Origin of the sequence: Paraplanobispora takensis (assembly GCF_016863195.1) — a bacterium.
In the GTDB taxonomy this organism is placed as follows: domain Bacteria; phylum Actinomycetota; class Actinomycetes; order Streptosporangiales; family Streptosporangiaceae; genus Planobispora; species Planobispora takensis.
This window is the reverse complement of sequence record NZ_BOOK01000005.1, coordinates 196,611-220,341: the sequence shown is the minus strand read 5'-3', so window position 1 is coordinate 220,341 and position 23,731 is coordinate 196,611. Positions and strand designations below refer to the sequence as shown.

14 protein-coding genes are annotated in these 23,731 nt (G+C 72.1%); 9 read left to right on the top strand and 5 right to left on the bottom strand.

Translation table 11 applies throughout. The features are described from left to right. Nucleotides 1-15: 15 nt before the first annotated feature. Both Pta02_RS05255 and Pta02_RS05250 read right to left on the bottom strand, forming a co-directional pair. Complete coding sequence (locus Pta02_RS05255; protein WP_203873508.1) at nt 16-1,983, bottom strand: vWA domain-containing protein; 1,968 nt, start codon at nt 1,981-1,983, stop codon at nt 16-18. Nucleotides 1,984-2,108: 125 nt separating this feature from the next. Continuing rightward, nucleotides 2,109-3,506 carry a sigma 54-interacting transcriptional regulator gene (locus tag Pta02_RS05250; protein WP_203873507.1) on the bottom strand — a complete coding sequence of 466 codons (1,398 nt, stop codon included), beginning with the start codon at nt 3,504-3,506 and terminating at the stop codon, nt 2,109-2,111. A gap of 203 nt (nt 3,507-3,709) precedes the next feature. Here Pta02_RS05250 and Pta02_RS05245 point away from each other — a divergent pair, with 203 nt between their 5' ends. The 3 genes from Pta02_RS05245 (at nt 3,710) to ilvA (ending at nt 7,453) form a co-directional block, all read left to right on the top strand. Next, complete coding sequence (locus tag Pta02_RS05245; protein WP_239129612.1) at nt 3,710-4,900, top strand: FIST signal transduction protein; 1,191 nt, start codon at nt 3,710-3,712, stop codon at nt 4,898-4,900. After that, nucleotides 4,901-6,076 carry an ROK family protein gene (locus tag Pta02_RS05240; protein ID WP_203873506.1) on the top strand — a complete coding sequence of 392 codons (1,176 nt, stop codon included), beginning with the start codon at nt 4,901-4,903 and terminating at the stop codon, nt 6,074-6,076. It abuts the gene before it with no gap. Nucleotides 6,077-6,244: 168 nt separating this feature from the next. Further along, entirely contained in the window at nt 6,245-7,453 is a 1,209-nt protein-coding gene (gene ilvA / locus Pta02_RS05235; RefSeq protein WP_203873505.1) for a threonine ammonia-lyase, read from the top strand. 318 nt (nt 7,454-7,771) lie between these two features. Here ilvA and Pta02_RS05230 read toward each other — a convergent pair whose 3' ends face one another. Together Pta02_RS05230 and hppD are read right to left on the bottom strand one after the other, a co-directional pair. Further along, nucleotides 7,772-9,220 (bottom strand): M1 family metallopeptidase, encoded by a 1,449-nt coding sequence (locus tag Pta02_RS05230; protein WP_203873504.1) that lies wholly within the window; start codon nt 9,218-9,220, stop codon nt 7,772-7,774. Between the two features lie 178 nt (nt 9,221-9,398). Next, a complete protein-coding gene (gene hppD, locus Pta02_RS05225; RefSeq protein ID WP_203873503.1) occupies nt 9,399-10,508 on the bottom strand; it encodes a 4-hydroxyphenylpyruvate dioxygenase in 1,110 nt (369 codons plus the stop codon). Between the two features lie 102 nt (nt 10,509-10,610). Here hppD and Pta02_RS05220 point away from each other — a divergent pair, with 102 nt between their 5' ends. Both Pta02_RS05220 and Pta02_RS05215 read left to right on the top strand, forming a co-directional pair. Further along, nucleotides 10,611-11,090 (top strand): Lrp/AsnC family transcriptional regulator, encoded by a 480-nt coding sequence (locus tag Pta02_RS05220; RefSeq protein WP_203873502.1) that lies wholly within the window; start codon nt 10,611-10,613, stop codon nt 11,088-11,090. 108 nt (nt 11,091-11,198) lie between these two features. Further along, a complete protein-coding gene (locus Pta02_RS05215) occupies nt 11,199-13,412 on the top strand; it encodes a transglycosylase domain-containing protein (protein WP_239129602.1) in 2,214 nt (737 codons plus the stop codon). 57 nt (nt 13,413-13,469) lie between these two features. Here the strand turns inward: Pta02_RS05215 and Pta02_RS05210 are convergent, their stop codons facing one another. Beyond that, on the bottom strand, nt 13,470-15,467 hold the full coding sequence (locus tag Pta02_RS05210; RefSeq protein ID WP_203873501.1) for a thioredoxin domain-containing protein: 1,998 nt from the start codon (nt 15,465-15,467) through the stop codon (nt 13,470-13,472). Between the two features lie 443 nt (nt 15,468-15,910). Between Pta02_RS05210 and Pta02_RS05205 the strand changes: the two genes are divergently transcribed. From Pta02_RS05205 to fxsT, 4 genes are all read left to right on the top strand, one after another. Next, nucleotides 15,911-16,084 carry a hypothetical protein gene (locus Pta02_RS05205; protein ID WP_203873500.1) on the top strand — a complete coding sequence of 58 codons (174 nt, stop codon included), beginning with the start codon at nt 15,911-15,913 and terminating at the stop codon, nt 16,082-16,084. A 14-nt stretch (nt 16,085-16,098) separates the two neighbouring features. Beyond that, nucleotides 16,099-18,516 carry an FxsB family cyclophane-forming radical SAM/SPASM peptide maturase gene (locus Pta02_RS41035; protein WP_239129601.1) on the top strand — a complete coding sequence of 806 codons (2,418 nt, stop codon included), beginning with the start codon at nt 16,099-16,101 and terminating at the stop codon, nt 18,514-18,516. 94 nt (nt 18,517-18,610) lie between these two features. Continuing rightward, nucleotides 18,611-19,840, top strand: a complete 1,230-nt coding sequence (locus Pta02_RS05195; protein ID WP_203873499.1) for a TIR-like protein FxsC — start codon at nt 18,611-18,613, stop codon at nt 19,838-19,840. 2 nt (nt 19,841-19,842) lie between these two features. Next, nucleotides 19,843-23,730, top strand: coding sequence for an FxSxx-COOH system tetratricopeptide repeat protein (fxsT, locus tag Pta02_RS05190; RefSeq protein ID WP_203873498.1), 3,888 nt, complete (start codon nt 19,843-19,845; stop codon nt 23,728-23,730). Nucleotide 23,731 lies beyond the last annotated feature (1 nt).

Below are 23,731 nucleotides of genomic sequence, written 5' to 3'. Positions count from 1 at the left end.
GCTAGCAGGGCGGATCTACCGGGCGCGGCGGGCGCGCAGGAAGTCGCTGACGACGTACTCCCCCAGGCGGTCGGCGCTGGGGGAGAAGACCCGGCCGCCGTTGCGACGGGCGACCTCGTCGACGAAGTCCTTCAGCCGCTCGTCCTCGGCGAGCATGAACACGTTGAGCGTCGCCCTGCGGCGGGTCATCTTGTCCACTTCGGCGAGGGTCAGCTCCAGCGTCTCGGCGGTGGGCGGCCACTCGAAGGCGTAGGAGCCGTTGCGGCGCAGGTGCGAGGTGGGCTCGCCGTCGGTGACGACCAGCACGACCGGCTCGAAGTCGGGGTGGCGGTCCAGGTGGCGGCCGGCGATCAGCAGGGCGTGGTGCAGGTTCGTGCCCTGGACCATGTCCCACTCCAGACCGGCCAGCTCGTCGGGCTGCAGGACGCGGGCGTAGTTGGAGAAGCCGACGATCTGCACCGAGTCCTGCGGGAACTTGGAGCTGACCAGGGCCTGCAGCGCCATCGCGGTCTGCTTGGCCGCCGCCCAGGTGCCGCGCAGGGCCATCGAGTAGGACAGGTCCACCAGCAGGCACACCGCCGCGGCCGTGCGCCGCTCGGTCTCGGCCACCTCGAAGTCGTCCACCGACAGGCTCACGGCCCCGGTACGGCTGGCGCCGCGCCGTACGCCGTTGACCACCGTGCGGACCACGTCGATCGGCTGCTCGTCGCCGAAGCGCCAGGGCCGGGTGGAGCCGGTGAGCTCCCCGGCCGACCCCGCGTCCGTCTGGTCGTGGTCGCCGCGGCGGCCGGCGTCCAGGGAGGCGAAGACGCGGCGCAGGGCGGTCTCGCCCAGGCGGCGGACCGCCTTGGGGGTGAGCTCCAGCTTGCCCCGGTGGCGGCGCAGGTAGCCCTGCTGTTCGAGCTCGCGCTCGATCTGCTTGAGCGCCTCCAGGTCGTCGACCGCCGAGCGGCCGAGCGCGCGCCGGATCGCCGCCTCGTCGATGTCGTCGAGGTCGGCGCCGGGGTAGTCCTGGCGGAGCGCGGCCTCCAGCTGGGTCAGGTCGGCGAGCTCGTCCAGCGCGGTCACCGCGTCGCCCATCCCCATCGGGTCGTCGCCGGTCAGCCGCTCGGGGGTGTTCCAGGCCAGGTCGGGACGGCGGGCCTGGAGGGAATCGCCCAGGCGGCGCATCTGCTCGGCCAGTCCGGCCTGCTCCAGCGTCTGGCTGATCAGGGCCGCGAGCTCCTCCCGCTGGCGCGGGGTGAGCGAGGCCAGCAGGCGCTGGGTCGCGGCGGCCCGGCGGGCGAGCTGGTCGACCAGCTCCTCCAGGTTCCGCGGCGACTCCGGGAACATGTCCCCATATTTCGACATGAAGCGGTCGAAGTCATCCTGGGTGTGCTCGCCGCGGGCGTCCCGTTCGAGCATGTCGTTCAGGTCCGACATCATCTCCCGGACCCGCTCCATCGCGGCCGGGTCGGGGTCGGACAGCGCCTGCTTCATACCGCGGAACTGGCTGTCGAGCACCTCCCGGCGCAGCAGGTCGCGCAGCTCCTCGAAGGTCCGCCGCGCGGCCTCGGAACGCCACCGGTAGTCGCTCAGCGCCTGGATCGCGCTGGCCGGGTCGTCCGGCACGTTCTCCAGCTCCGCCAGGCGGACCAGCGTCTCGTCGTCGGTCGGGCGAGGACCGCCCGGCTCCCCCTCCAGCTCCGCCCGCTCCTGGCCGATCGCCTTGTCCAGCAGCGCCCGGGCGCGCTCCAGCGTCCCGTCCAGGCGGCCCCGCTCGCGCAGCTCACGGCGGCGGCGCCGTACCTCCCGCAGCAGGTCGTCCAGCCCGCGCCGGTCGCCCGCGCCGGGCGGGCCCTGCTTGAGCAGGTCGCGCAGGGCGTGCCCGGGGTTGGACCCCGACAGGATGGAGTCGCCCATCCTGTCGAGGGCCGAGCGGACGTCGTACGGCGGGGCGAGCGGGTCGGGCCCGTCCCGGTACTCGCCGTAGCGATAGCTCATGCCGTCCCGCCTTTCCACAACTCACACCGTCGGCCGCGTCTCCGGGGCCGGGCCGGTCCCCTGAGGCCGGCACCGCCGGTCACGTCCTCAAGGGGCGAAAGGCGGTGCCGTACGTCCGCGTCCGTTCAGGTGCGGTAGACCGTCGAGCCGTCCACCTCGTCCTTGGACAGGCGGCGCAGCAGGTACAGACCCTCCAGGGCGAACTCCAGCGCGGCGGCCGCGTGCCCGGGGGACTCCTCGTCGATCCCGAGACGCGACATGATCTTCGCCAGGCCGTTCACCGGGCCGATCCGGTGCAGCAGCTCCGAGGCGGGCACCAGCGGACCGGACTCGACCTGGACGCCCTCGGAGAACCTGTCCAGCAGCACCGACAGGTCCATGCCGCCGAGCGTGGCGCGGAAGGTCTCGGCCACGGCCCGGCGCAGCAGGTGCGCCAGGACCTCGGTCTCCCGGCCCTCCTCGCTGACCTCGAACTCCACCTTGCCGCGCAGCGTGTGCGCGATGCCCGGCAGGTCGGCCACCCGGGCCACCGCGTGCTCCTCGCCGGTCAGCGCCGCCCGCCGCATGGCGGAGGCGGCGACCGTCTCGGCCGCGGCGATGGAGAAGCGGGCCGAGACCCCGGAACGGGAGTCCACCGCCGTGGACTCGCGCACCAGCCGGGTGAAGCGGGCGAGCACCTCGATCAGGTGGCCGGGCAGGTCGGCGCCCACGTGGTCGAGCGCGGCCTCCTGGCGGATGAGCGCGAGCTCGGCCTCGACCGTGAGCGGGTAGTGGGTGCGGATCTCGGCGCCGAAGCGGTCCTTCAGCGGTGTGATGATCCGGCCCCGGTTGGTGTAGTCCTCGGGGTTGGCGCTGGCGATCAACAGGATGTCCAGCGGCAGCCGGAGGTTGTAGCCGCGGACCTGGATGTCGCGTTCCTCCAGCACGTTGAGCAGCGCCACCTGGATGCGCTCGGCCAGGTCGGGCAGCTCGTTGACCGAGAAGACGCCCCGGTTGCTCCGGGGGACCAGGCCGTAGTGGACGGTCTCGGGGTCGCCGAGCGTGCGCCCCTCGGCGATCCGGACGGGGTCGATGTCGCCGATCAGGTCGCCGACGGAGGTGTCGGGGGTGGCGAGCTTCTCGCCGTAGCGGTCGCCGCGGTGCTTCCAGGAGATCGGCAGGTCGTCTCCGGCGGAGGCGGCCAGCCGGCGGCAGCGCACACAGGCGGGGGCGTAGGGATGGTCGTTGATCTCGCAGCCGTCCACGACCGGGGTCCACTCGTCGAGCAGGGAGGTCACGGTGCGGATGAGCCGGGTCTTGCCCTGGCCGCGCTCGCCGAGCAGGACCAGGTCGTGACCGGCGAGCAGAGCCCGCTCCAACTGGGGCAGGACGGTGTCGTCGAAGCCCACGATGCCGGGGAACCGCGGCTTGCCCTCCCGCAGGAGGGCGAGGAGGTTCTCGCGGATCTCGGCCTTGACCGTACGGTGGATATGGCCGCTCGCGCGAAGCTCGCGCAGAGTCCGTGGCTCTGGAATCTGAGGCACGGGATCGAGACTACGTTGCCTGAGGCGAAACCGGCAGCCTCATCACGCTCATCCCGGTTTCGGATCTTGACCATCGCGTGAACGTCAGCATGCGTGCGGACCCTCGCAGTGGGGAGAATCGCTCAGGGAAAAGCTTCGGCATTCAGGGAAGACATTGGGATGTAAGGCTTCGGACAAGAGGGGAGGCGGGGCGGGTGGCGCTGTTGACAAGTCGTTTCGCCGATGGTCTCGCCGTGGGCTCCGACCTGGTCGCGGCGGCGGAGTCCGCGGTCGGCCAGGCCCTGAGCGGGCTGAGCGGGTCACCGGATCTGGTCTGTTTCTTCGTCTGCGGTGACGACCCCGACGACGTCTCCCGGGCGGGGCTGCGCGCGATGAGCATGGCCCCCGGCGCCGCAGTGGTCGGCTGCAGCTCCACCGGCGTGATCGGTGACGGGCAGGGGGTCGAGGTCGTCCCGTCGGTGAGCGCCTGGGCCGCCACCCTCGAGGGGGCCCGGCTGACCACCTTCGCGCTGGACAGCCTGCGGGCCGACGACCAGTTCGTCGTCGTGGGCCTGCCCGAGCGCAACCCCGACGACCGGGTGGCCATCCTGCTGGCCGACCCGTACACCTTCCCGACCGACGGCTTCGTCGAGCGCTCGGGGGAGGTCCTGGGCGATCTGCCGCTGGTCGGCGGGCTGGCCAACGCCCTGCAGGGCCGTGACGCGGTACGGCTGTTCGCCGACGGCAAGGTCTACACCGAGGGCGCCGTCGGCGTGCTCCTGGGCGGCGAGGTCAACGTCAGCACCGTGGTGAGCCAGGGCTGCCGCCCGATCGGCCCCTCCATGACCGTCACCGAGGTCGAGGACAACCTGCTGCTCGAACTCGCCGGGCAGCCCGCCCTGGCCCGGCTGGAGGAGATCGTCAGCGCGCTGGACGAGGAGGACCGCGACCTGGTCGCCTCGGGGCTGCAGATCGGTCTGGCCATGAACGAGTACGCCGAGCGCCACGAGCACGGCGACTTCCTGATCCGCGGGGTGCTCGGCATCGACCCCGACCGGGAGGGCGTGGCCATCGGCGACATCGTCGAGGTCGGCCGTACCGTCCGCTTCCAGGTCCGCGACGCCGCCACCGCCGACGAGGACCTCTACGAGCTGCTCGACGCCCACCGCGAGCAGTTCGGCCGGGTGGACGGCGCGCTGCTGTTCTCGTGCAACGGCCGGGGTTCCGCCATGTTCGGCACCGCCGATCACGACACGATGGCCGTCAGCGACACGCTGGGCCCGATCGGGGTGGCCGGGTTCTTCGCGGCGGGGGAGATCGGGCCGGTGGGGAGCCAGAACCACGTGCACGGGTTCACCGCCTGCCTGCTGGTCTTCTCCTCGCAGCCGTCCACCGAGCGACTCTATGATCGTTGAATGTCCGGACCCGTACTGGCCGTCGACATCGGCGGGACCAAGTTCGCCGTCGCCGTGGTCGACCCCGGCGGCGTCGTGCGGACGGCGGGGCGGGTCGCGACGCCCCCCGGCGGCGACGCCCGCATCCTGTGGAAGACCCTCGACGAGCTGATCGTCTCCGTCGCGGGGGACTCCCCGGTCGCCGGGGTCGGGATCGGCTGCGGCGGGCCGATGAGCTGGCCGGAGGGGGCGGTCTCCCCGCTGAACATGCCGGGCTGGCGCGACTTCCCGCTGAGGGAACGGCTGGCCCGGCGCTTCCCCGGGGTCCCGGTCCGCATCCACAACGACGCCGTCTGCCTGGCCGCCGCCGAACACTGGCGGGGCGCCGGGCGCGGCAGCGCCAACATGCTCGGCATGGTCGTGTCCACGGGGGTGGGCGGCGGCCTGATCCTCGGCGGCCGTCTGATCGACGGCGGCAGCGGCAACGCCGGGCACATCGGGCACATCATCGTCGACCCGGACGGACCGCCCTGCGGCTGCGGGGGCCGCGGCTGTCTCGAGGCGATCGCCCGTGGGCCCGGGCTGGCGGCGTGGGCGGTCGAACAGGGGTGGGTCCCGGGCGGGGCGGCGGGATCCGGTGGGACGGAGGACGGCACCCCCGAAGCCGGATCCGCTCGGGCGAAGGACGGCGTCGGAGGCACGGAGGGCGGCGGGGCCGGGTCCGCTCGGGCGAAGGACGGCATCGGAGGTGCGGGGGACGGTGACGCGGGCACGGAGGGCGGCGGGGCCGGGTCCTCCGGCGAGGCGGGCGGAGCCTTCGCCGGGACGTCCGCCGTCGCTCCGGCGTACGTCGAGGCCGCCCCGGCCAGCGGGCGGCGGCTCGCACTGGACGCCGCGGCGGGAGACCCGATCGCCCTGAGCGCGATGCGCAGGGCCGGGCGGGCGCTCGGCCTGGCCATCGCCTCGGCCACCCACCTGTGCGACCTCGACGTCGTCACCGTCGGCGGCGGCCTGTCCCAGGCCGGACCCCCGCTGTTCGATCCTTTGGAGGAGACCCTCCGCACGCACGCCAGGATGGACTTCGCCCGCCGCGTCCGCGTGGTCCCCGCCTCTCTGGGCCAGGAGGCCGGCCTCGTCGGCGCCGCCGCCCTCATCCTCGCCGCCGACCGCTACTGGTCGCCCGGGGACCAGTCGTAGTGCCGTGGGCGGGTTCGTCTGTCGTGAGGCGCAGCCGGGTGGGCGACACCCGGCCCACCGCGGACGTGCCTCACGGGCGGGCTCACGACCCGATACGGGCTGTCGGGTCGTCCGCCTCCGACGAGTGCGGCACCGGAATGCATCTCACGTGGTGGGATGATGGCCCGCATGTCGACACCGCAGGTGACCTTCGAGGACGTGGTCGCCGCCCGTGAGCTCCTGGCCGACGTCGCCGTGCGGACCCCGGTGGTGCACTCGCACGTGCTCTCCGGTCTTCTCGGCGGGCCCGTACACCTCAAGTGCGAGAACCTCCAGAGGTCAGGCTCCTTCAAGGTACGCGGCGCCTATGTGCGGATCGCCCGGTTGACCGAGGAGGAGCTGGGGCGCGGCGTGGTCGCGGCCAGCGCGGGCAACCACGCGCAGGGCGTGGCGCTCGGCTCGGGCCTGGTCGGGACCAAGTCGACGGTCTACATGCCGGAGGGGGCACCGCTGCCCAAGGTGGCCGCGACCCGGTCCTACGGCGCCGCCGTGGTCTTCGCCGGGCACACCGTGGACATCGCGCTGGCGCGGGCGCGGGAGCACGCGGAGCGGACCGGCGCGGTGTTCATCCATCCCTTCGACCATCCCGACGTCATCGCCGGACAGGGCACGATCGGCCTGGAGATCCTGGACCAGCTGCCCGAGGTCGGCACGATCGCGGTGTCGATCGGCGGCGGAGGCCTGGCCGCCGGGGTGGCGCTCGCGGTCAAGTCATTGCGGCCCGGAGTGCGGATCGTCGGTGTGCAGGCCGAGCGGGCCGCCGCCTATCCGGCTTCGCTGGCGGCCGGGCAGCCGGTCGTGGTCCAGCCCTCCGGCACGATGGCGGACGGCATCGCGGTGGGCCTGCCGGGGGAGCTGCCGTTCGAGTTGATCCACTATCTGGTCGACACCGTGGTCACGGTCACCGAGCAGGAGATCTCCCGGGCGCTGGTGCTGTGCCTGGAGCGGGCCAAGCAGGTCGTCGAGCCCGCGGGGGTGGTGTCGGTGGCCGCGATCCTGGCCCACCCCGAGGTCTTCGAGCCGCCGGTGACTGCCGTGCTCTCCGGGGGCAACATCGACCCGCTCCTGCTGGCCAAGGTGCTCCGGCACGGCCTGGCCGCGGCGGGACGCTATCTGACCCTGCGGATCTCGCTGCCCGACCGGCCGGGCACGCTGGCGGCGCTGATGGCCGAGGTGGCGGAGCTGCGCGCGAACGTGCTGGACATCGCGCACGAGCGGGTCGGCGCCGACCTGGGGGAGGTCGAGGTCCAGTTGCAGCTGGAGACCCGGGGGCCCGAGCACGCGGAAGAGGTGCTCGGCGTGCTCCGCAAACAGGGCTACCGCCCCGTCACCACCTGACCTCACGTCGCCACCTGACCTCACGTCGCCGCCCGACGGGTCGCCCGCCGTACGGCGGCGCCGGGAACGCCCGCGTCACGCCCCGCCGTACCGGCGCCGGAGGATGGGGGCCGGGATGAGCGGGGGCAGCGTGGGGCGGCGGGATGGTGGGCCGGGATGAAGCCACCGGTCGGCAGCCCGTGCTGCCGGAAGGGCCGGGGGTCAGGCCGGTGGTCATCCGGAAATCCTCACCGCCCTTTCGTCACGGGTTCCCCGGCGTCGCAGGCAGGCCCGGTCGCCGTACGCGCTCTCCGCTCCGGGACTGCGTGCTCCGGGGGGTTACCAGGTGGCGGGTTTGCGGGGTTGGAAGAGCCAGGCGTCGAACAGGGCGTCGAGTTGCCTGCCGGAGAGCTTCTCGGCCAGGGCCGTGAACTGTTCGGTGGTCACGTTGCCGTGCTTGTGCTCGGCGTTCCACGTCTTGAGCAGCTCGAAGAAGACCTGGTCGCCGATGCGCTGGCGGAGGGCGTGCAGGGTCATGCCGCCGCGGGTGTAGACCGAGTTGTTGAACAGGTCGTCGGGCTGGGCGCGGCCCGGGGGGTAGGCCCAGATCGGGTCGTCGTCGTCGGCGGCGTAGTGCTGACGGAAGAGCTGCTCGGCGGTGGAGTCGCCCTTGTGCTCCGACCAGAGCCACTCGGCGTAGGTGGCGAAGCCCTCGTTGAGCCACAGGTCCTTCCACCGGGTGATGCTGAGGCTGTTGCCGAACCACTGGTGGGCGAGCTCGTGGGCGATGATGTCCTCGTCGGGGTCGAAGCCGCCGTACATGGGCTTGGTCTGGTTCTCCAGCGCGTATCCGGCGGAGAAGTCGTCCACCACCCCGCCGGTCGAGGAGAACGGGTAGGGGCCGAACACCGTGGCCCAGTAGTCGGTGACCTCTCCCGAGATCCTGTAGAGCTTGTTCAGGGAGGAGCCGAAGCGCGGGTCCACCGCGGCCAGGTTCTTGATGCCGGAGGCGGTCTCGCCCTCGCGCAGCTCGAACCGGCCCAGGGTCATGGTGGCCAGATAGCTCACCATCGGGTGGTTCTCCCGCCAGAGGTAGGTCGTCCTGCCGCCGGAGGTCCTCGGCCTGCCGACCATCTCCCCGTTGGCCAGCGCGGTCAGCCCGGCGGGGACGGTGATCTCGAAGTCGTACAGGGCCTTGTCGGAGGGGTGGTCGTTGACGGGGAACCAGGTCTTGGCGCCGTTGGGCTCGCAGGTGACGAAGGCGCCGTCCCGGGTCGGGATGAAGCCGTAGGTGCCGAGGTTGGAGGAGTTCCTGACCGGCCGGGGCTCTCCGGAGTAGACGACCTTGACGCGGAAGGCCGCCCGGTCGTCGATCGGCCGGGAGGGGGTCACGCTGAGCTCGTCGCCGGAGCGCCCGAAGGTGGCGGGCCTGTCGTCCACCGTGACCTCGCCGACCGTGAACCCGGACAGGTCGAGATTGAAGCGGGACAGCGCCTGGGTGGCCCTGGCCTCGATCACCACCACCCCGGACAGCTGCCGGGAGTCCGGTTCGTAGCCGATCGTGAGCCGGTAGCGCTCGGCGTCGTAGCCGCCGTTGCCGTCGGTGGGGAAGTCGGGGTCGCCGATCCCGGGCGCGCCCGCGGAGGCGGGCCCCCCGGAGGAGGGAGTCGCGGCACCGGAGGAGGGCCGGGCGGTGGCCGGTGCGGACTCGCCGGTCCCGCCGGGGGAGCAGCCGAGCGCGCACAGCAGGACGGTGGTTGCCGCGATGACCGGCCGACCCGACAGCATGGTTGAGAGGTCCCCTTCCCGGCCCGGGCCGTGCCGGGACCCAGGCTGACAAGCCTACGCCAGCACGCCCGGTCCGGTACTCACCGTGACGGGGACGGCATCACGGTGAGCCGGGAAACGGCGGGTCGGGGAACGGCGGGTCGGGAAAACGGTGAGCCGGGAACCCGCCCCTCCGGCCTCACAGGTTGCCGCGGCGCTCCTGCTCGCGCTCGATGGCCTCGAACAGCGCCTTGAAGTTGCCCTTGCCGAAGCCGAGCGAGCCGTGCCGCTCGATGAGCTCGAAGAACACCGTCGGGCGGTCCTGCACCGGCTTGGTGAAGATCTGCAGCAGATAGCCGTCCTCGTCGCGGTCGACCAGGATCTTGCGCTTCTTCAGCTCCTCGATCGGAGCCCGGACCTCGCCGATGCGGGCGCGCAGCTCCGGGTCGTCGTAGTAGGAGTCGGGCGTGTCCAGGAACTGCACCCCGGCCGCCCGCATGTGGTCGACCGTGGTCAGGATGTCGTTGGTGGCCAGGGCGATGTGCTGCACGCCGGGGCCGCCGTAGAACTCCAGGTACTCGTCGATCTGCGACTTCTTCTTGGCGACGGCCGGCTCGTTGAGCGGGAACTTCACCTTGCGGGTGCCGTCCGCGACGACCTTGGACATCAGGGCGGAGTACTCGGTGGCGATGTCGTCGCCGATGAACTCCGCCATGTTGGTGAAGCCCATGACCTTCTTGTAGAACTCCACCCACTCGTCCATCTTGCCGAGCTCCACGTTGCCGACGCAGTGGTCGACGGCCTGGAACAGCCGGCCGTTCTTCACCGCGGGCGGGGCGACGATCGGCTCGGCGGCGACGTAGCCGGGCAGGTACGGCCCGCTGTAGTTGGAGCGGTCGATCAGCGTGTGCCGGGTCTGGCCGTAGGTGGCGATCGCGGCCATGACGACCTTGCCGTGGTCGTCCTCCATCGTGTACGGCTCCGCCAGGCCCTCGGCGCCCTGGGCGAGCGCGTGGGCGTAGGCCGCCTCCACGTCCGGGACCTCGATGGCCAGGTCGATCACGCCGTCGCCGTGCTCGGTCACGTGCCGGGCGATGTCGGTTCCGGCCCGTACGGCGCCGCGGAGCTCGAAGCGGGCGCCGCCGGAGGTGAGGACATAGGCCGCCTCGTCACGGCTGCCGGTCTCCGGGCCCTTGTAGGCCACGAGCCGCATGCCGAACGCGGTGGAGTAGTAGTGGGCGGCCTGCTTGGCGTTGCCGACGGCGAAGACCACGGCGTCCATGCCGTTCACGGGGAAGACGTCACTCATGCAGACACTGTCTGGTTCATTGGCTTACCTGTGCAAGAGTTACTTATTTAAGTGGACAATCTGTATAGCTACTGACCAGTCAGATCGGAGCATCTGTACATCATGACGATTGATCAGCTGGACGCCCGGCTCATCGCCCTGCTGGCGCAGGAGCCCCGGCTGGGCGTGCTGGAGTGCTCGCGGCGGCTCGGCGTGGCCCGGGGCACGGTCCAGGCCCGGCTCGACCGGCTGACCGCCCGGGGGGTGATCACCGGGTTCGGGCCCGACGTCGCCCCCGCCGCGCTCGGCTACGACGTCATGGCGTTCGTCACTCTTCAGATCCGCCAGATCAGCGGGCACGACCCGGTCGCCGACCAGCTCGCCGGGATCCCGCAGGTGCTGGAGGTGCACACCATCACCGGCGGCGACGACATGCACTGCCGGGTGGTGGCGCGCAGCAACGCCGACCTCCAGCAGGTCATCGACCGGATCGTCGAGGTCCGGGGAGTGGTCAGGACCTCCTCGGTGATCGCCCTGGACACCCCCGTGCCATACCGGATCCTGCCGTTGGTGAGAGATGTCCCGCGCGGGGAACGAGACTGACCCTAGGTTCCGAAGAGGGAATCACCCGTCGCCGTCCGTCGTTTACCCATAACGGTTCGCAGGGCTGACGGGGGTCGCGCGCGGCCTGAATCAGGGGGGTGTGCACGGGTGAGGAAGGGCAGTCGCGGGAGAAGGATCCTGCGGGCCGCGATCATCACCTTCGGGGTCGGCTTCGTCATGATGATCGGCTTGTTCGCCGTCGCGTGGGCGATGACCCCCATTCCGGACAGCACGCAGTCCGCCGCGACCGCGCAGGGCTCGGTGATCTACTATCGCGACGGCAAGACCGTCCTGGCCAAGCAGGGCGTCAACCGCAGGAACGTGCAGCTGAACGACGTTCCCGAGAGCCTCAGGGACGCGGTCATCGCGGCCGAGAACCGCTCGTTCTACGAGGACAGCGGCGTGTCCCTGAAGGGGACCGCCCGCGCGATGTGGTCCACCGTCACCGGCAAGCAGCTCCAGGGCGGTTCGACGATCACCCAGCAGATGGTCCGCAACTACTACAGCGGCCTCAGCCAGGAGCGGTCCGCGGTCCGCAAGCTCAAAGAGATCATGATCTCCCTGAAGGTGGACAGGTCCGAGAGCAAGGACTGGGTCCTGGAGCAGTACCTCAACACGATCTACTTCGGCCGGGGCGCCAACGGCGTCCAGGCCGCCGCCGACGCCTACTTCCGCAAGGACGTCGGCAAGCTGACCGTGGCCGAGAGCGCCTACCTCGCCGCGGTGATCCAGCAGCCGTCGCGCTTCGCCGACCCCAAGGGCGCCGACCTGACCGCGGCCAAGCAGCGCTGGCAGTGGGTGATCGACGGCATGGTGCAGACCGGAGCGCTCACCCCGGCCGAGGCCGCCGAGGCCGAGTTCCCCGTCCTGAAGGAGCCGAAGGGGGTCTTCACCCCCGAGGGCCAGGAGGGCTACATGCTCGACCAGATCATGGCCGAGCTCAGGAAGCGCGGATACACCGACGAGATGGTCAACCAGGGCGGCCTGAAGATCATCTCGACGTTCGACAAGAAGCTGATGGAGACCGCCGAGCAGGCCGTCACCTCGGTCCTGCCCGAGGGCACCTCGCCGAAGGTGCGCACCGGCCTGGCCGCCGTCGACCCCGCCACCGGCGAGGTCCTCGCCTTCTACGGCGGGCGCAGCTACAAGGCCAACAAGTTCGACAACTCCTTCTCCGCCGAGGTGCAGGCCGGCTCCACGTTCAAGGCGTACGCGCTGGCCGCGGGCCTGGAGGACGGCCTCAAGCTGAGCACGCGGGTCGAGGGCGACTCGCCCATGAGGGTCGCCTCCGACCCCGACCACCCGATCCCCAACTCGGGCGGCGCCTCCTACGGTCAGGTCAACCTGATCAACGCCATGCGCCACTCGGTGAACACCGCGTTCGTGGACATCGGCCAGCGGGTGGGCCTGGACAAGGTGGCCGAGGCCGCCGAGGCCGCGGGCATCCCCGTCGACCAGATCACCCCGCACGAGAACGCCGCGACGCTGCCGCTGGGCGTGAGCTCGGTGAGCGCCGTGCAGAACGCCTCCGGCTTCGCCACCTTCGCCGCGAACGGCGTGCACCGCTCGCCCCACGTGATCCGCTCGATCATCGACGGCGACGAGCGGATCAGGATCACCGACAAGGGCCGGCAGGTCTTCTCCGAGACGACCGCGGCCGACGTCACCTACACGCTGACCCAGGTCGTCACGGGCGGCACCGGCACCGCGGCCCGTCTCTACGACCGCCCGGTGGCCGGCAAGACCGGCACCACCGACAAGTCGGCGTCCGCCTGGTTCGCCGGGTACACCCCGCAGCTCTCCGTCGCCGTGGACATGTTCCGCGACGACAACAAGCCGGTGGTGGTGGGCGGGAGCGTCCAGTACGGCGGGCAGTACCCCGCCCAGATCTGGCGCACGTTCATGACCGAGGCGATGCAGGGCAAGCCCGTCAAGCAGTTCCCCAAGCCGTCCGACTACGGCTACGCCTCCCCCACCGGCGAGCGTCCGTACAACGACGGCGGTTACGGGAACTACGGCGGCGACGGCGGCCAGGACGACGTCGCCCCTCCCGCGACGCCCGAGCAGACGGCCGCCCCCGACCCCGACCCGACGGCGGTCCCCGACCCGGACGGGAACGGGAACGGCGGTGACGGCGGGACGGGGAACGACGACGGCACCGGCGGAGACGGGACCGGGAACGACGGCGGCACCGGGAACGACGACGGCACCGGCGGTGGCGGCGGGACCGGTGGAGACGGGACCGGGAACGGCGGTGACGGCGGGACGGGGAACGACGGCGGCACCGGCGGTGGCGGCGGGGACGTCAACACCAACGGCTGAGTCCGCGCCTTCCGGTACGGCGGCCGCACCAGCCCGCCGTACCGGAACGAGCCGGTCTCAGGAGCCGGCCAGCTCCGCCTTCAGCTCGGCGGGGGTGGTGACGGGCATCCTGCAGGTGAAGTTGCGGCAGACGTAGGCGGTCGGGGAGCCGCCGACCGGCGTGCGGCCCTCCAGGAGGGGGACGCCGGAGGAACCGGGCTCGCCGAGGGCGATGACCAGGCCGGGCGCGGGGGAGGTCAGCGCGGCGCGGTGCAGGGCCGCGGTGGCAGGGTCGTCGGGCGCGCCGACCACGGCCACCTCGACGGGGCCGGAGACGGCGGCCTGCGCCACGGCCAGGCCCCAGCCGGCGAACCGGGCGTGCCGCTCGGCCAGCACGCTCACCGTGCCCAGGGCGGCCTCGGCGGCCTCCCGGTGCCGGGCCGAGCCCGTCAGGGCGGCGTAGGTGAGCAGCGCCCCGGCCGCGGCGAACTGGCCGGAGGGCGTGGCGTTGTCGGTGGGGTCCTGCGGGCGCTGGAAGAGGCGCTCGGCGTCGTCGGCGGTGTCGAAGAACCCGCCGGATCCGTCGGAGAAGCGGGTGAGCACGGTCTCCAGCAGCGCCTCGGCCCGGCGGAACCAGCGGGTCTCCCCGGTGATCCCGTAGAGGGTGAGCAGGCCCTCGGCCACGTCGGCGTAGTCCTCCAGGACCCCCGCGTTGCCCCCCGCCCGGCCCTCGCGCGAGGTGCGCAGCAGCCGGTCGCCGTCCATGTGCACCTCCTCCAGCAGGGTGGCCGCCGCCCGCGCGGCCGACACCAGGTCGGCCCGGTCGAACAGGACCCCCGCCTCGGCCAGGGCCGCGACGGCCAGGCCGTTCCAGGCCGCGACCACCTTGTCGTCCCGGCCCGGCCGCACCCGGCGGGCCCGGGCGGCCAGCAGGGCGGCGCGCACCCGCTCGAACCGCCCAAGGTCGTCGGGGTCGTCGGGGTCGGACGGCAGCTGGAGCACCGAGGTGCCGTGCTCGAACGTCCCGGCCCCGGTGACCTCGAAGATTCCGGCGGCCCAGTCGCCGTCCTCCTCGCCGAGGAGCTCCTGCAGCTCGTCCACGGTCCAGACGTAGAACCTGCCCTCGACCCCCTCGCTGTCGGCGTCGAGCGCCGAGGCGAAGCCCCCCTGCGGGGTGCTCATCTCGGCCAGCAGCCAGTCGGCGGTCTCCAGCGCCACGCGCCTGCCCAGGGCCGAGCCCGTGGCGCGCCACCAGTGCGTGTAGACCCGCAGCAGCAGGGCGTTGTCGTAGAGCATCTTCTCGAAGTGCGGCACGATCCACTCGGCGTCCACGCTGTAGCGGGCGAACCCGCCGGCGAGCTGGTCGTACATCCCGCCCCTGGCCATGGCCTCCAGCGTGCGCCCGGTCATCGACATCGCCCGGTCCGCCTCGGGCCCTGCGGCGGCGCCGTACCGCAGCAGGAACTCCAGCGCCATGGACGGCGGGAACTTGGGCGCCCCGCCGAACCCGCCGTGCACCGGGTCGAAGGACGAGGCGAGGTTCCGTACGGCCTGCGTGAGGGTCTCCGGCGTGGGCAGCGGTCCCGACGGGAAGGCCGTGTGCTCGCCCAGCGCCTCGACGATCTTCGAACTCTGCGTCAGGACGCCCTGCCGGTCCTCCCGCCAGGTGGTGGCCACCGCGGTCAGCAGGCGCTGGAACTGCGGGCGGGGGAAGTAGGTGCCGGTGTAGAAGGGATGCCCCTCGGGCGTGGCGAAGACCGTCATCGGCCACCCGCCGTGGCCGGTCATCGCCTGGGTGGCGGCCATGTAGACGGCGTCCACGTCGGGACGCTCCTCGCGGTCCACCTTCACGTTGACGAAGTGCTCGTTCATCAGCGCGGCGGTGGCCTCGTCCTCGAACGACTCGTGCGCCATGACATGGCACCAGTGGCACGCCGAGTAGCCCACGCTGATCAGCAGGGGCACGTCCCGCCGCGCGGCCTCCTCGAACGCCTCCGGGCCCCACTCGGACCAGTGGACCGGGTTGTCGGCGTGCTGCAGCAGATAAGGACTGGTGGCGTCCTTCAGCTTGTTCATCGAGGCGCTCCTGGGTGCGTGGTGCGTGCCTTCCCGCGGTGCGGGCCCGGCGGGGCCGGACGTGGGACTCCTACCCCCGCGGCCCGGCCTTGCTCCAAGTAAAGCGGGACGGCCCGGACCGGACGCCGCGGCCGGGTGGGGTGTCCGGCGGTCGTCGCGGTGCCCGCGGCATTGACCACACCAAAAGGACACGCATGCTATTTGACGTTAAAGGCACTTATTTGGGGACAAAGTAGTTTTTAACCTTTTGGCGAGATGACGGAGATCTAACGCCTGTGCAATACTTCACTGCCTCCGCAGGGTCGCCCGTCGGCGGCCGAGGCGAAAGGCTAGAATCATCTGAGGTCGGTACGGCTCCCCTCCGGATATTGGAATCCAATCCCCGGGCCTCGCCGAGTCCCGGCAACGCATAGAGCGGTTCGAGGATAGAGCGGTTTGAGGCCATGAACGCATCGGGTGAGAAGCAGGCCGACGTCACCTCCGACGTCAGGGATCTCCGTGACGTCCCGCTCTCGCTCGTCGGCCGGGCCGATTTCGACGGCATCGTGCGCCGGATCCTCCCCGGCTCGCCGGAGGTCCGGCGCGTTCCCGTGGCCGCGTTCAACTCCTCCATCTGATCCAGGGGGCCGCTGTGAGCAGGCCCTCGACGCCGTTGCGGCAGTTCGTCCTCAAGGTGCACAGCCGGTGCGACCTGGCGTGCGACCACTGCTACGTCTACGAGCACGCCGACCAGAGCTGGCGCACCCGGCCCAAGGTGATCTCCGATGAGACCGTCTCCTGGACGGCCATGCGCATCGCCGAGCACGTCAAGGCGCACGCCCTGGACCGGGTGCACGTGGTGCTGCACGGCGGCGAGCCGCTGCTGGCCGGGCCCGACCGGCTGGAGCGCGTCGCCGCCGAACTGCGCGGCCACCTGGACGGGATCTGCGCGCTCGACCTGCGCGTCCACACCAACGGCGTGCTGCTGGACGAGCGGTTCTGCGAGGTGTTCGCCGCCCACGGTGTCAAGGTGGGCGTCTCGCTCGACGGTGACCGGGCCGCCAACGACCGCCACCGGCGCTTCGCCGACGGGCGCAGCAGCCACGACCTGGTGCTGCGCGCGGTCGAGCTGCTGCGCGCCCGGCCGCAGCTGTACGCCGGGCTGCTGTGCACGGTCGACGTGGCCAACGACCCCGTCGCGGTCTACCGCGCGCTGACCGCGCTGGAGCCGCCCCGCATCGACTTCCTGCTGCCGCACGCCACCTGGGACACCCCGCCGCCGCGCCCGGCGCCGACCGCCTACGCCGACTGGCTGATCGAGATCTTCGAGATCTGGGCCGCCGACGGCGGCGCCCCGCCGGTGCGGATGTTCGAGTCGATCCTCTCCACCAGCCGGGGCGGGTCCAGTCTCACCGAGTCGCTCGGCCTGCAGCCCTCCGATCTGGTCGTCATCGAGACCGACGGGAGCTACGAGCAGGCCGACTCGCTCAAGACGGCCTTCGACGGGGCGCCGGCCACCGGCCTGCACGTGCTGCGCGACACCCTGGACGAGGTGGCCCGGCACACCGGCGTGCTGGCCCGTCAGCAGGGCCTTGCGGGCCTGTGCGGGCAGTGCCGCGCCTGCCCGGTGGTCGACAGCTGCGGGGGCGGGCTGTACGCCCACCGCCACCGGCGCGGCTCGGGGTTCGCCAACCCCAGCGTGTACTGCGCCGACCTGCTCAAGCTGATCACCCACATCCGCGCCAGGACGCCGGAGCCGACCCACGCCCTGCCGTCGGCGGCCCTGGGCGCCCTGGCCTCCGGCTTCGGCGGCGGGGACGAGGTGGGGCATCTGGCCGAGTCGCAGCGCAGCCTGCGGCGGGCCCTGCTGGCGGCGGTCAACGCGGAGCTCGGCCCGGACGGCGGAGAGGGCGCCGGTCCGATGGTGAGGCGGGCCTGGGAGCTGATCACCGGCCTGGACGGCACGCATCCCGGCGCGGTCGAGGCCGTTCTCGCCCACCCCTACGTACGGGTCTGGGCGGCCGAGTGCCTGCGCGACGGCCGGCACGCGGGGCACCTGGCCAACGTCGCCGCCGCCGCGGCGGTCCGGGCGGGCGTCACCGCCGCGCTCGACGTCCGGGTGCTCGGCGGCGCGGTCCACCTGCCCTCCCTCGGCGCCCTGGAGGTGGACCCCGCCGGCGCGGGCCGTACGGCGCGCCCGGAGACGGGCCCCGCCGCGCACCCCGCGGGCCGTACGGCACGGCTGGAGGTGTCCGGGGGCCGGATCGCGCTGGACGGCGGGGCGGACCTGGATCCCCGCGCCTGCGGCGAGTGGCCGGGCTGGCACCCGGTCAGGCGGCTGTCGGCGGGCGGCCTCTCCGTCGCGCTGGAGGACACCGACCCGTTCAGGGACTGCCACCAGTGGCCGGCGGCCGGGCGTCTCACCGGCGACCGGGCGTCGGCCTGGCAGCGCGCCTTCGCGGAGGCCTGGGCGTTGATCGAGTCCGAGCTGCCCGCCTACGCGCCGGGTCTGCGCGCGGGGCTGTCCGTCCTGACGCCGCTGGCCCCGGCGCCCGGGGGGCGGGAGGTGAGCTCGACCGCCAGGCACGCCTTCGGCGCCGTCGCGGCGGCCCTGCCCGACGACCCCGCCACGCTCGCGCTGCTCGTCGTCCACGAGTTCCAGCACGTCAAGCTGGGCGCCGTGCTGGACATCCTCGACCTGTACGACGAGGGGGACACCCGCCTGTTCTACGCGCCCTGGCGCGACGACCCCCGGCCGCTGGAGGGCCTGCTGCAGGGGACCTACGCCCACATCGCGGTGACGGACTTCTGGAGGGTGCGCCGCCACGCCGGCCCCGGGCGGGCGGAGGCGCAGTTCGCCCGCTGGCGGCGGGACACGGCCGAGGCGATCGAGACGCTCGCCGCCTCGGGCGCCCTGACCCCGCTGGGCGGCAGGTTCGTGACGGAGATGCGGCGCTCGGTCGCGGCGTGGCTGGACGAGCCCGTCTCCGAGGCGGCCGAGGCCGAGGCCGCCCGCTCGGCGCGCGTCCACCGGGAGCGGTGGACGGCCGCGGTTTCCCCGCAGGTCTGATTTCCTTCCCGGAAACAGCCGGAATCAGAGCACCGCCACTTTTCCGATATACGCCCCGTTCCTATAGTGAGTATTCACCGGGGAAGGGGGGCGGATGGCTGCGCCGCACTCTTCGGGGGGTTATCAAGGACCGTATTTCTTCCTCAGCTATGCCCATGTCCCCTCACTCGACGGCACGGGTTCCGGCGATCCCAACCAGTGGGTGGAAAGACTCTTCCGCGCGCTGTGCGACTACATCCTCCACCACACCAACGTGCCCGCCGGCTCGGCCGGATACATGGACCGGGGCCTGCGGACGGGAGAGAACTGGCCGCGCGCCCTGTCCGAGCAGCTGTCCACCTGCCGGGTGTTCGTCCCCCTGTACTCACCCCGCTACTTCGAGAGCGAGTCCTGCGGCAAGGAGTGGGCCTGCTTCGTCGATCGTGCCGGCGACCACGTCGCCGCGGGCGGGGCGATGCCCGAGGCGATCATCCCCGCCCTGTGGACCCCGGTCAGGCTGGAGGCGATGCCCCAGGTCGCCCGGGACATCCAGTTCAACCACACCGACCTCGGTCAGCACTACGCGGACCAGGGCTTCTACGGGATCATGAAGCTCCAGAAGTACCGCAGGCACTACCAGAACGCCGTGCACGAGCTGGGACGGCGGATCATCGAGGTGGCCGAGAACACCCCCATGCCCCGGGGGAACATCTCGAACTTCACCACGGCCAAGAGCGTGTTCACCGACAGCGTCCCCGAGCGGCCGATCACGGTGACGGTGGTCGCGCCCGGCACCGGGTCGCTGCCCGAGGGGCGCGACCCCGCCTACTACGGCGAGACGGCCTCCGAGTGGGACCCCTACCGCACCGGCGGCGACAGGAGACCGCTGGCCGACTGCGTCGCCGAGGTGGCGCGTTCGCGGGGGTTCCTGCCGGAGATCGGCTCGCTGGGCGAGCACACGGGGATGCTCGAGGCCGATGACTCCCACGCCCCCGGAGTCGTCCTGGTGGACCCGTGGGCGGCCTCCGGAGAGGAGGGCAGGCGGGCGCTGCGCCCGGTGGACCGGCCGGGACGGCCCTGGGTGACGGTCATGGTCCCGTGGAACCTGGACGACCCCCAGACGGTGCGGCACCAGGAACGGCTCAGGCACGACCTGCGGGCGGCCCTGGGCGCCAAGCTCGCCGAGCCGGAGTCCAGGCCGTACGTCCCCGGGTTCGACGACTTCCGCAACATGTTGCCCGACGTCCTGCGCAGGGCGGAGCAGCGGTACCTGAACCGGGCCCCCGCCTATCCCCCCGAGGGGGAGAAGATCGACCGTCCCAAGCTGACCCGGCCCGAGGAGTGACCATGAGCGAAGGAAAGGTCGTCACCTTCTACTCGTACAAGGGCGGCACCGGACGCACCATGGCGCTGGCCAACACGGCCTGGATCCTCGCCAGCGCGGGCAGGCGGGTGCTCGTGGTCGACTGGGACCTGGAGTCGCCCGGCCTGCACAAGTTCTTCGCCCCGTTCCTGGCGCCAGGGACGGCCACCACCGCGGCCGGGGTCATCGACCTGATCTCCGACTACCAGTGGGCGGTGATGCGCAACGAGCCCCGGCCCGGCGACTGGCACACCAAGTACGCCAGGGCGGAGAAGCACGCCATCTCCCTGGACTGGGAGTTCCCCGGCGGGGGGACTCTGGACTTCCTGGCGCCCGGCCGGGCCAACCGCGACTACTCCTCCCCGGCCTCCGGCTTCAACTGGGACAACTTCTACGACCGGCAGGGCGGGGGCCAGTTCTTCGACGCGCTGCGCGCCGACATGAAGGCGTGCTACGACTACACCCTCATCGACAGCCGCACCGGCGCCAGCGACATCGCGGGGATCTGCACCGTCCACCTGCCGGACGTCCTCGTCGACTGCTTCACCCTGGCCAACCAGGGCATCGACGGCGCCTCGCAGATGGCCAGGGACATCGGCGAGCGCTACGGCGACCGCGGCATCCGCATCCTGCCGGTCCCGATGCGCATCGACACCGGGGAGAAGGAACGGTGCGACGCCGGGCGCGCCCTGGCCCGGCGGAAGTTCGAGGGCTTCCCCACCGGCATGACGCCGCAGGAGGCCGACCAGTACTGGGGCGGCGTCGAGATCCCCTACACCCCCTTCTACGCCTTCGAGGAGATCCTCGCCACGTTCGGCGACGACCCGGCCCGGCCGGGCTCCCTGCTGGCGGCCTTCGAGCGGCTCACCGCGGTGGTCACCGAGGGCGAGGTGACCTCCTTCCCCCGCCTGGAGGAGCCCGTACGGCTGCGGTACCTGGAGAAGTTCGTGCGACGGCACCCCGCCCCCCAGATCGACGTGCGCATCAGCTACGCCCGCGAGGACCGGATGTGGGCCGACTGGATCGCGGCCGTGCTCGACCGCCGGGGACACCGGGTCGCGCTGCGCGGCGTCGACGCGGGCGGCGAGGAGGACGGCGAGGGGGAGGCGCCCAGGACGCTGGCCGTGCTCTCCGCCGCCTACCTGAACGCCCCGCGGGCGCCGGAGGTGTGGTCGCGCCTGACGGCCGCCGAGGCGGCGGGGCAGAGCGAGCTGGTCGCGGTGCGGATCTCGGAGTCGCGCTTCCCGTCCCCCTACGGCGACCGGGCCCTGACCGACCTGACCCGGCTGCAGGAGCGCCCGGCCGCGGAGACGCTGCTGAGGGCCATGGGCGTGGCCGACGAGATCGCGGCGGCGGACCTGTCGGCCGTGGGCGCGCGTTTCCCGGGAAGCGTCCCGCAGGTCTGGAACGTCCCCACCAGGAACGCCGCCTTCACCGGCCGCGGCGCCGTACTGGAGACGTTGCGCCACCAGCTCGTGGGCGGCAGCGCGGCGGTCGTGCTGCCGCAGGCGCTGTACGGCCTGGGCGGCGTGGGCAAGACGCAGGTCGCCCTGGAGTACGCCCACCGCTTCAAGGCGGACTACGACCTGATCTGGTGGGTGCCCTCCGAGAACCGCGAGCGCATCAACGCGGCGTTCGAGAAGCTGGCCCGGGAGCTGAGGATCCGCGTCGGGGAGAGCATCGCCGAGGTCGTGGAGGCGGTGCGCGAGGCGCTGCGGCTGGGCGCCCCGCACTCCCGCTGGCTGCTGGTCTTCGACAACGCCGGGGACCCCGACGAGCTGCGGGACTTCTTCCCCGGCGGGACCGGCCACGTGGTGATCACCTCGCGCAACCAGGCGTGGTCGAGCGTCGCCGCTCCCCTGGAGGTCGACGTCTTCAGCCAGGAGGAGAGCCTGGAGCACCTGAGCCGCCGGGTCCCCGGTCTGGCGGCCCGGGACGCGCTGGAGGTGGCCGCGGCCCTGGGCCACCTGCCCATCGCGGTGGAGCAGGCGGCCGCCTGGCTCGCCGAGACGGGCATGCCCGCCGCCACCTTCGTGGAGCAGCTGGGGTCGGAGACCGCCCGGGTGCTGTCCCTGGGGCAGCCCGCCGACTATCCGCACCCGGTGGCGGTCACCTGGAACCTGTCGCTGGCCCAGCTGCGCGACAGCTCCCCGGCCTCGGTGCGGCTGCTGCAGCTGTGCGCGTTCTTCGCCCCGGAGCCGATCTCGATGTCCCTGCTCTACAGCGACGAGATGATCGGTTCGCTGCTGCCGTACGACGAGATGCTGCGCGAGAAGATGGTGCTGGGCCGGGTCATCCAGGAGATCGGCAGGTTCGCGCTGGCGAAGGTGGACCAGGGCAACAACACCATCCAGGTGCACCGCCTGGTCCAGGCCGTCATCCGCAGTCAGATGAGCGAGCACGAGCAGGAGCAGGCCTGCCACGAGGTGCACCGCATCCTGGTCGGCGCCAGGCCGCGCCAGGGCGAGGTGGACGACCCGGAGAACTGGACGCGCTACGACCTCATCTGGCAGCACCTGCAGCCCTCCCGGGCCACCGAGTGCACCGAGGAGGAGACCCGCCAGCTGCTCACCGACCGGGTGCGCTACCTGTGGAAGCGCGGGGACTTCGACACCGCGCTCGCGCTGGGGGACGAGCTGGCCGGTTACTGGGAGGAGAAGTTCGGGGTCGAGGACCGCCAGCGCCTGCACCTGCTGTTCAACGTGGCCAACGTCAAGCGGTCCCAGGGCAGGTACCAGGAGGCCCGGGAGCTGAACGAGTGGGTGCGGGACATGCAGCGCGCGGTGGTGGGCGAGCGGCATCCGCACACGCTCATGACCTCCGGCGGCCTGGCGGCCGACCTGCGCGGGCTGGGGGAGTACGGCAGGTCGCTGGAGATGGACAAGGCGACCTTCGAGCAGTGGAAGACGCTGTACGGCGAGGACCATCCCAGGACCCTGGCCGCCGCCAACAACCTGGCCCTGGCCTACCGCCTCGTCGGCGACAGCCACAACGCCCGCGAGCTCGACGAGGACACCCTGCGCCGGCGCAACCACGTGCTCGGCCCCACTCACCCCTACACGCTCTTCTCCGCCACCCAGCTCGCCCGCGACCTGCGGGAGATCGGGATCTACCGGGAGTCGGCCGACATCCTGCGGACGACCTTCCAGAGCTACCGCGAGACCCTCGGCGAGAACTTCGTCGACACCCTCCGGGCGGCCAAGAGCCTGGCGGTCTCCCTGCGCCGGGCGGGGGACCAGCAGGAGGCCTGGCAGCTGGCGAAGGAGACCGAGGAACGCTATCGGCAGCGCTACCCGCGGACCCCCGACGCCCTGGCCGCGACGCTGGAGCTGGCCTGCTGCGAGTCGGCGCTGGACGACAAGGTCGCCGCGCGCGACCGCGCGGCGGGCATCGTGGACATCTACCGGCAGAGCCTGGGAGAGAGCCATCCGGTCACCCTGATCGCCCGCAACAACCTCGCCATCTACCTGCGCGGCACCGGGGACGTGGTCACCGCGGCGGCCCAGGCGCGGGAGGTGCTCGACGGGCTGCGCGCCGCGCTCGGCGAGCGGCACCCCTTCGTCCTGTCCGCCGCCGTCAACCTGGCCAACTGCCTGGCCGACGCGGGAAGGCCGCAGGAGGCCGAGGCGCTGGAGCGCGGCACGCTCGACACGCTGCGGGACGCGCTCGGCCCCGCGCACCCCGACACGCTCGCCTGCGAGGCCAACCTGGCCGTCACCCTCCACACGACGGATCGGGGCGCCCAGGCGGAGCGGCTCAGGGAACGGGTGCTGGCGGACAAGGCCCGCGTCCTGGGCGAGGAGCACCCCACGCTGACCTACCTGCGGCAGTGGCGGCGGATCAACCGCGACCTCGAACCCCAGCCGTTCTGAC

What these genes read in the sequence shown, in the direction of transcription:
- Pta02_RS05255 (WP_203873508.1), bottom strand. Translation starts at nt 1,983, where the DNA reads ATGAGCTATCGCTACGGCGAGTACCGGGACGGGCCCGACCCGCTCGCC.
- Pta02_RS05240 (WP_203873506.1), top strand. Translation starts at nt 4,901, where the DNA reads ATGTCCGGACCCGTACTGGCCGTCGACATCGGCGGGACCAAGTTCGCC.
- ilvA (WP_203873505.1), top strand. Translation starts at nt 6,245, where the DNA reads ATGTCGACACCGCAGGTGACCTTCGAGGACGTGGTCGCCGCCCGTGAG.
- Pta02_RS05230 (WP_203873504.1), bottom strand. Translation starts at nt 9,220, where the DNA reads ATGCTGTCGGGTCGGCCGGTCATCGCGGCAACCACCGTCCTGCTGTGC.
- hppD (WP_203873503.1), bottom strand. Translation starts at nt 10,508, where the DNA reads ATGAGTGACGTCTTCCCCGTGAACGGCATGGACGCCGTGGTCTTCGCC.
- Pta02_RS05220 (WP_203873502.1), top strand. Translation starts at nt 10,611, where the DNA reads ATGACGATTGATCAGCTGGACGCCCGGCTCATCGCCCTGCTGGCGCAG.
- Pta02_RS05210 (WP_203873501.1), bottom strand. Translation starts at nt 15,467, where the DNA reads ATGAACAAGCTGAAGGACGCCACCAGTCCTTATCTGCTGCAGCACGCC.
- Pta02_RS05205 (WP_203873500.1), top strand. Translation starts at nt 15,911, where the DNA reads ATGAACGCATCGGGTGAGAAGCAGGCCGACGTCACCTCCGACGTCAGG.
- Pta02_RS05195 (WP_203873499.1), top strand. Translation starts at nt 18,611, where the DNA reads ATGGCTGCGCCGCACTCTTCGGGGGGTTATCAAGGACCGTATTTCTTC.
- fxsT (WP_203873498.1), top strand. Translation starts at nt 19,843, where the DNA reads ATGAGCGAAGGAAAGGTCGTCACCTTCTACTCGTACAAGGGCGGCACC.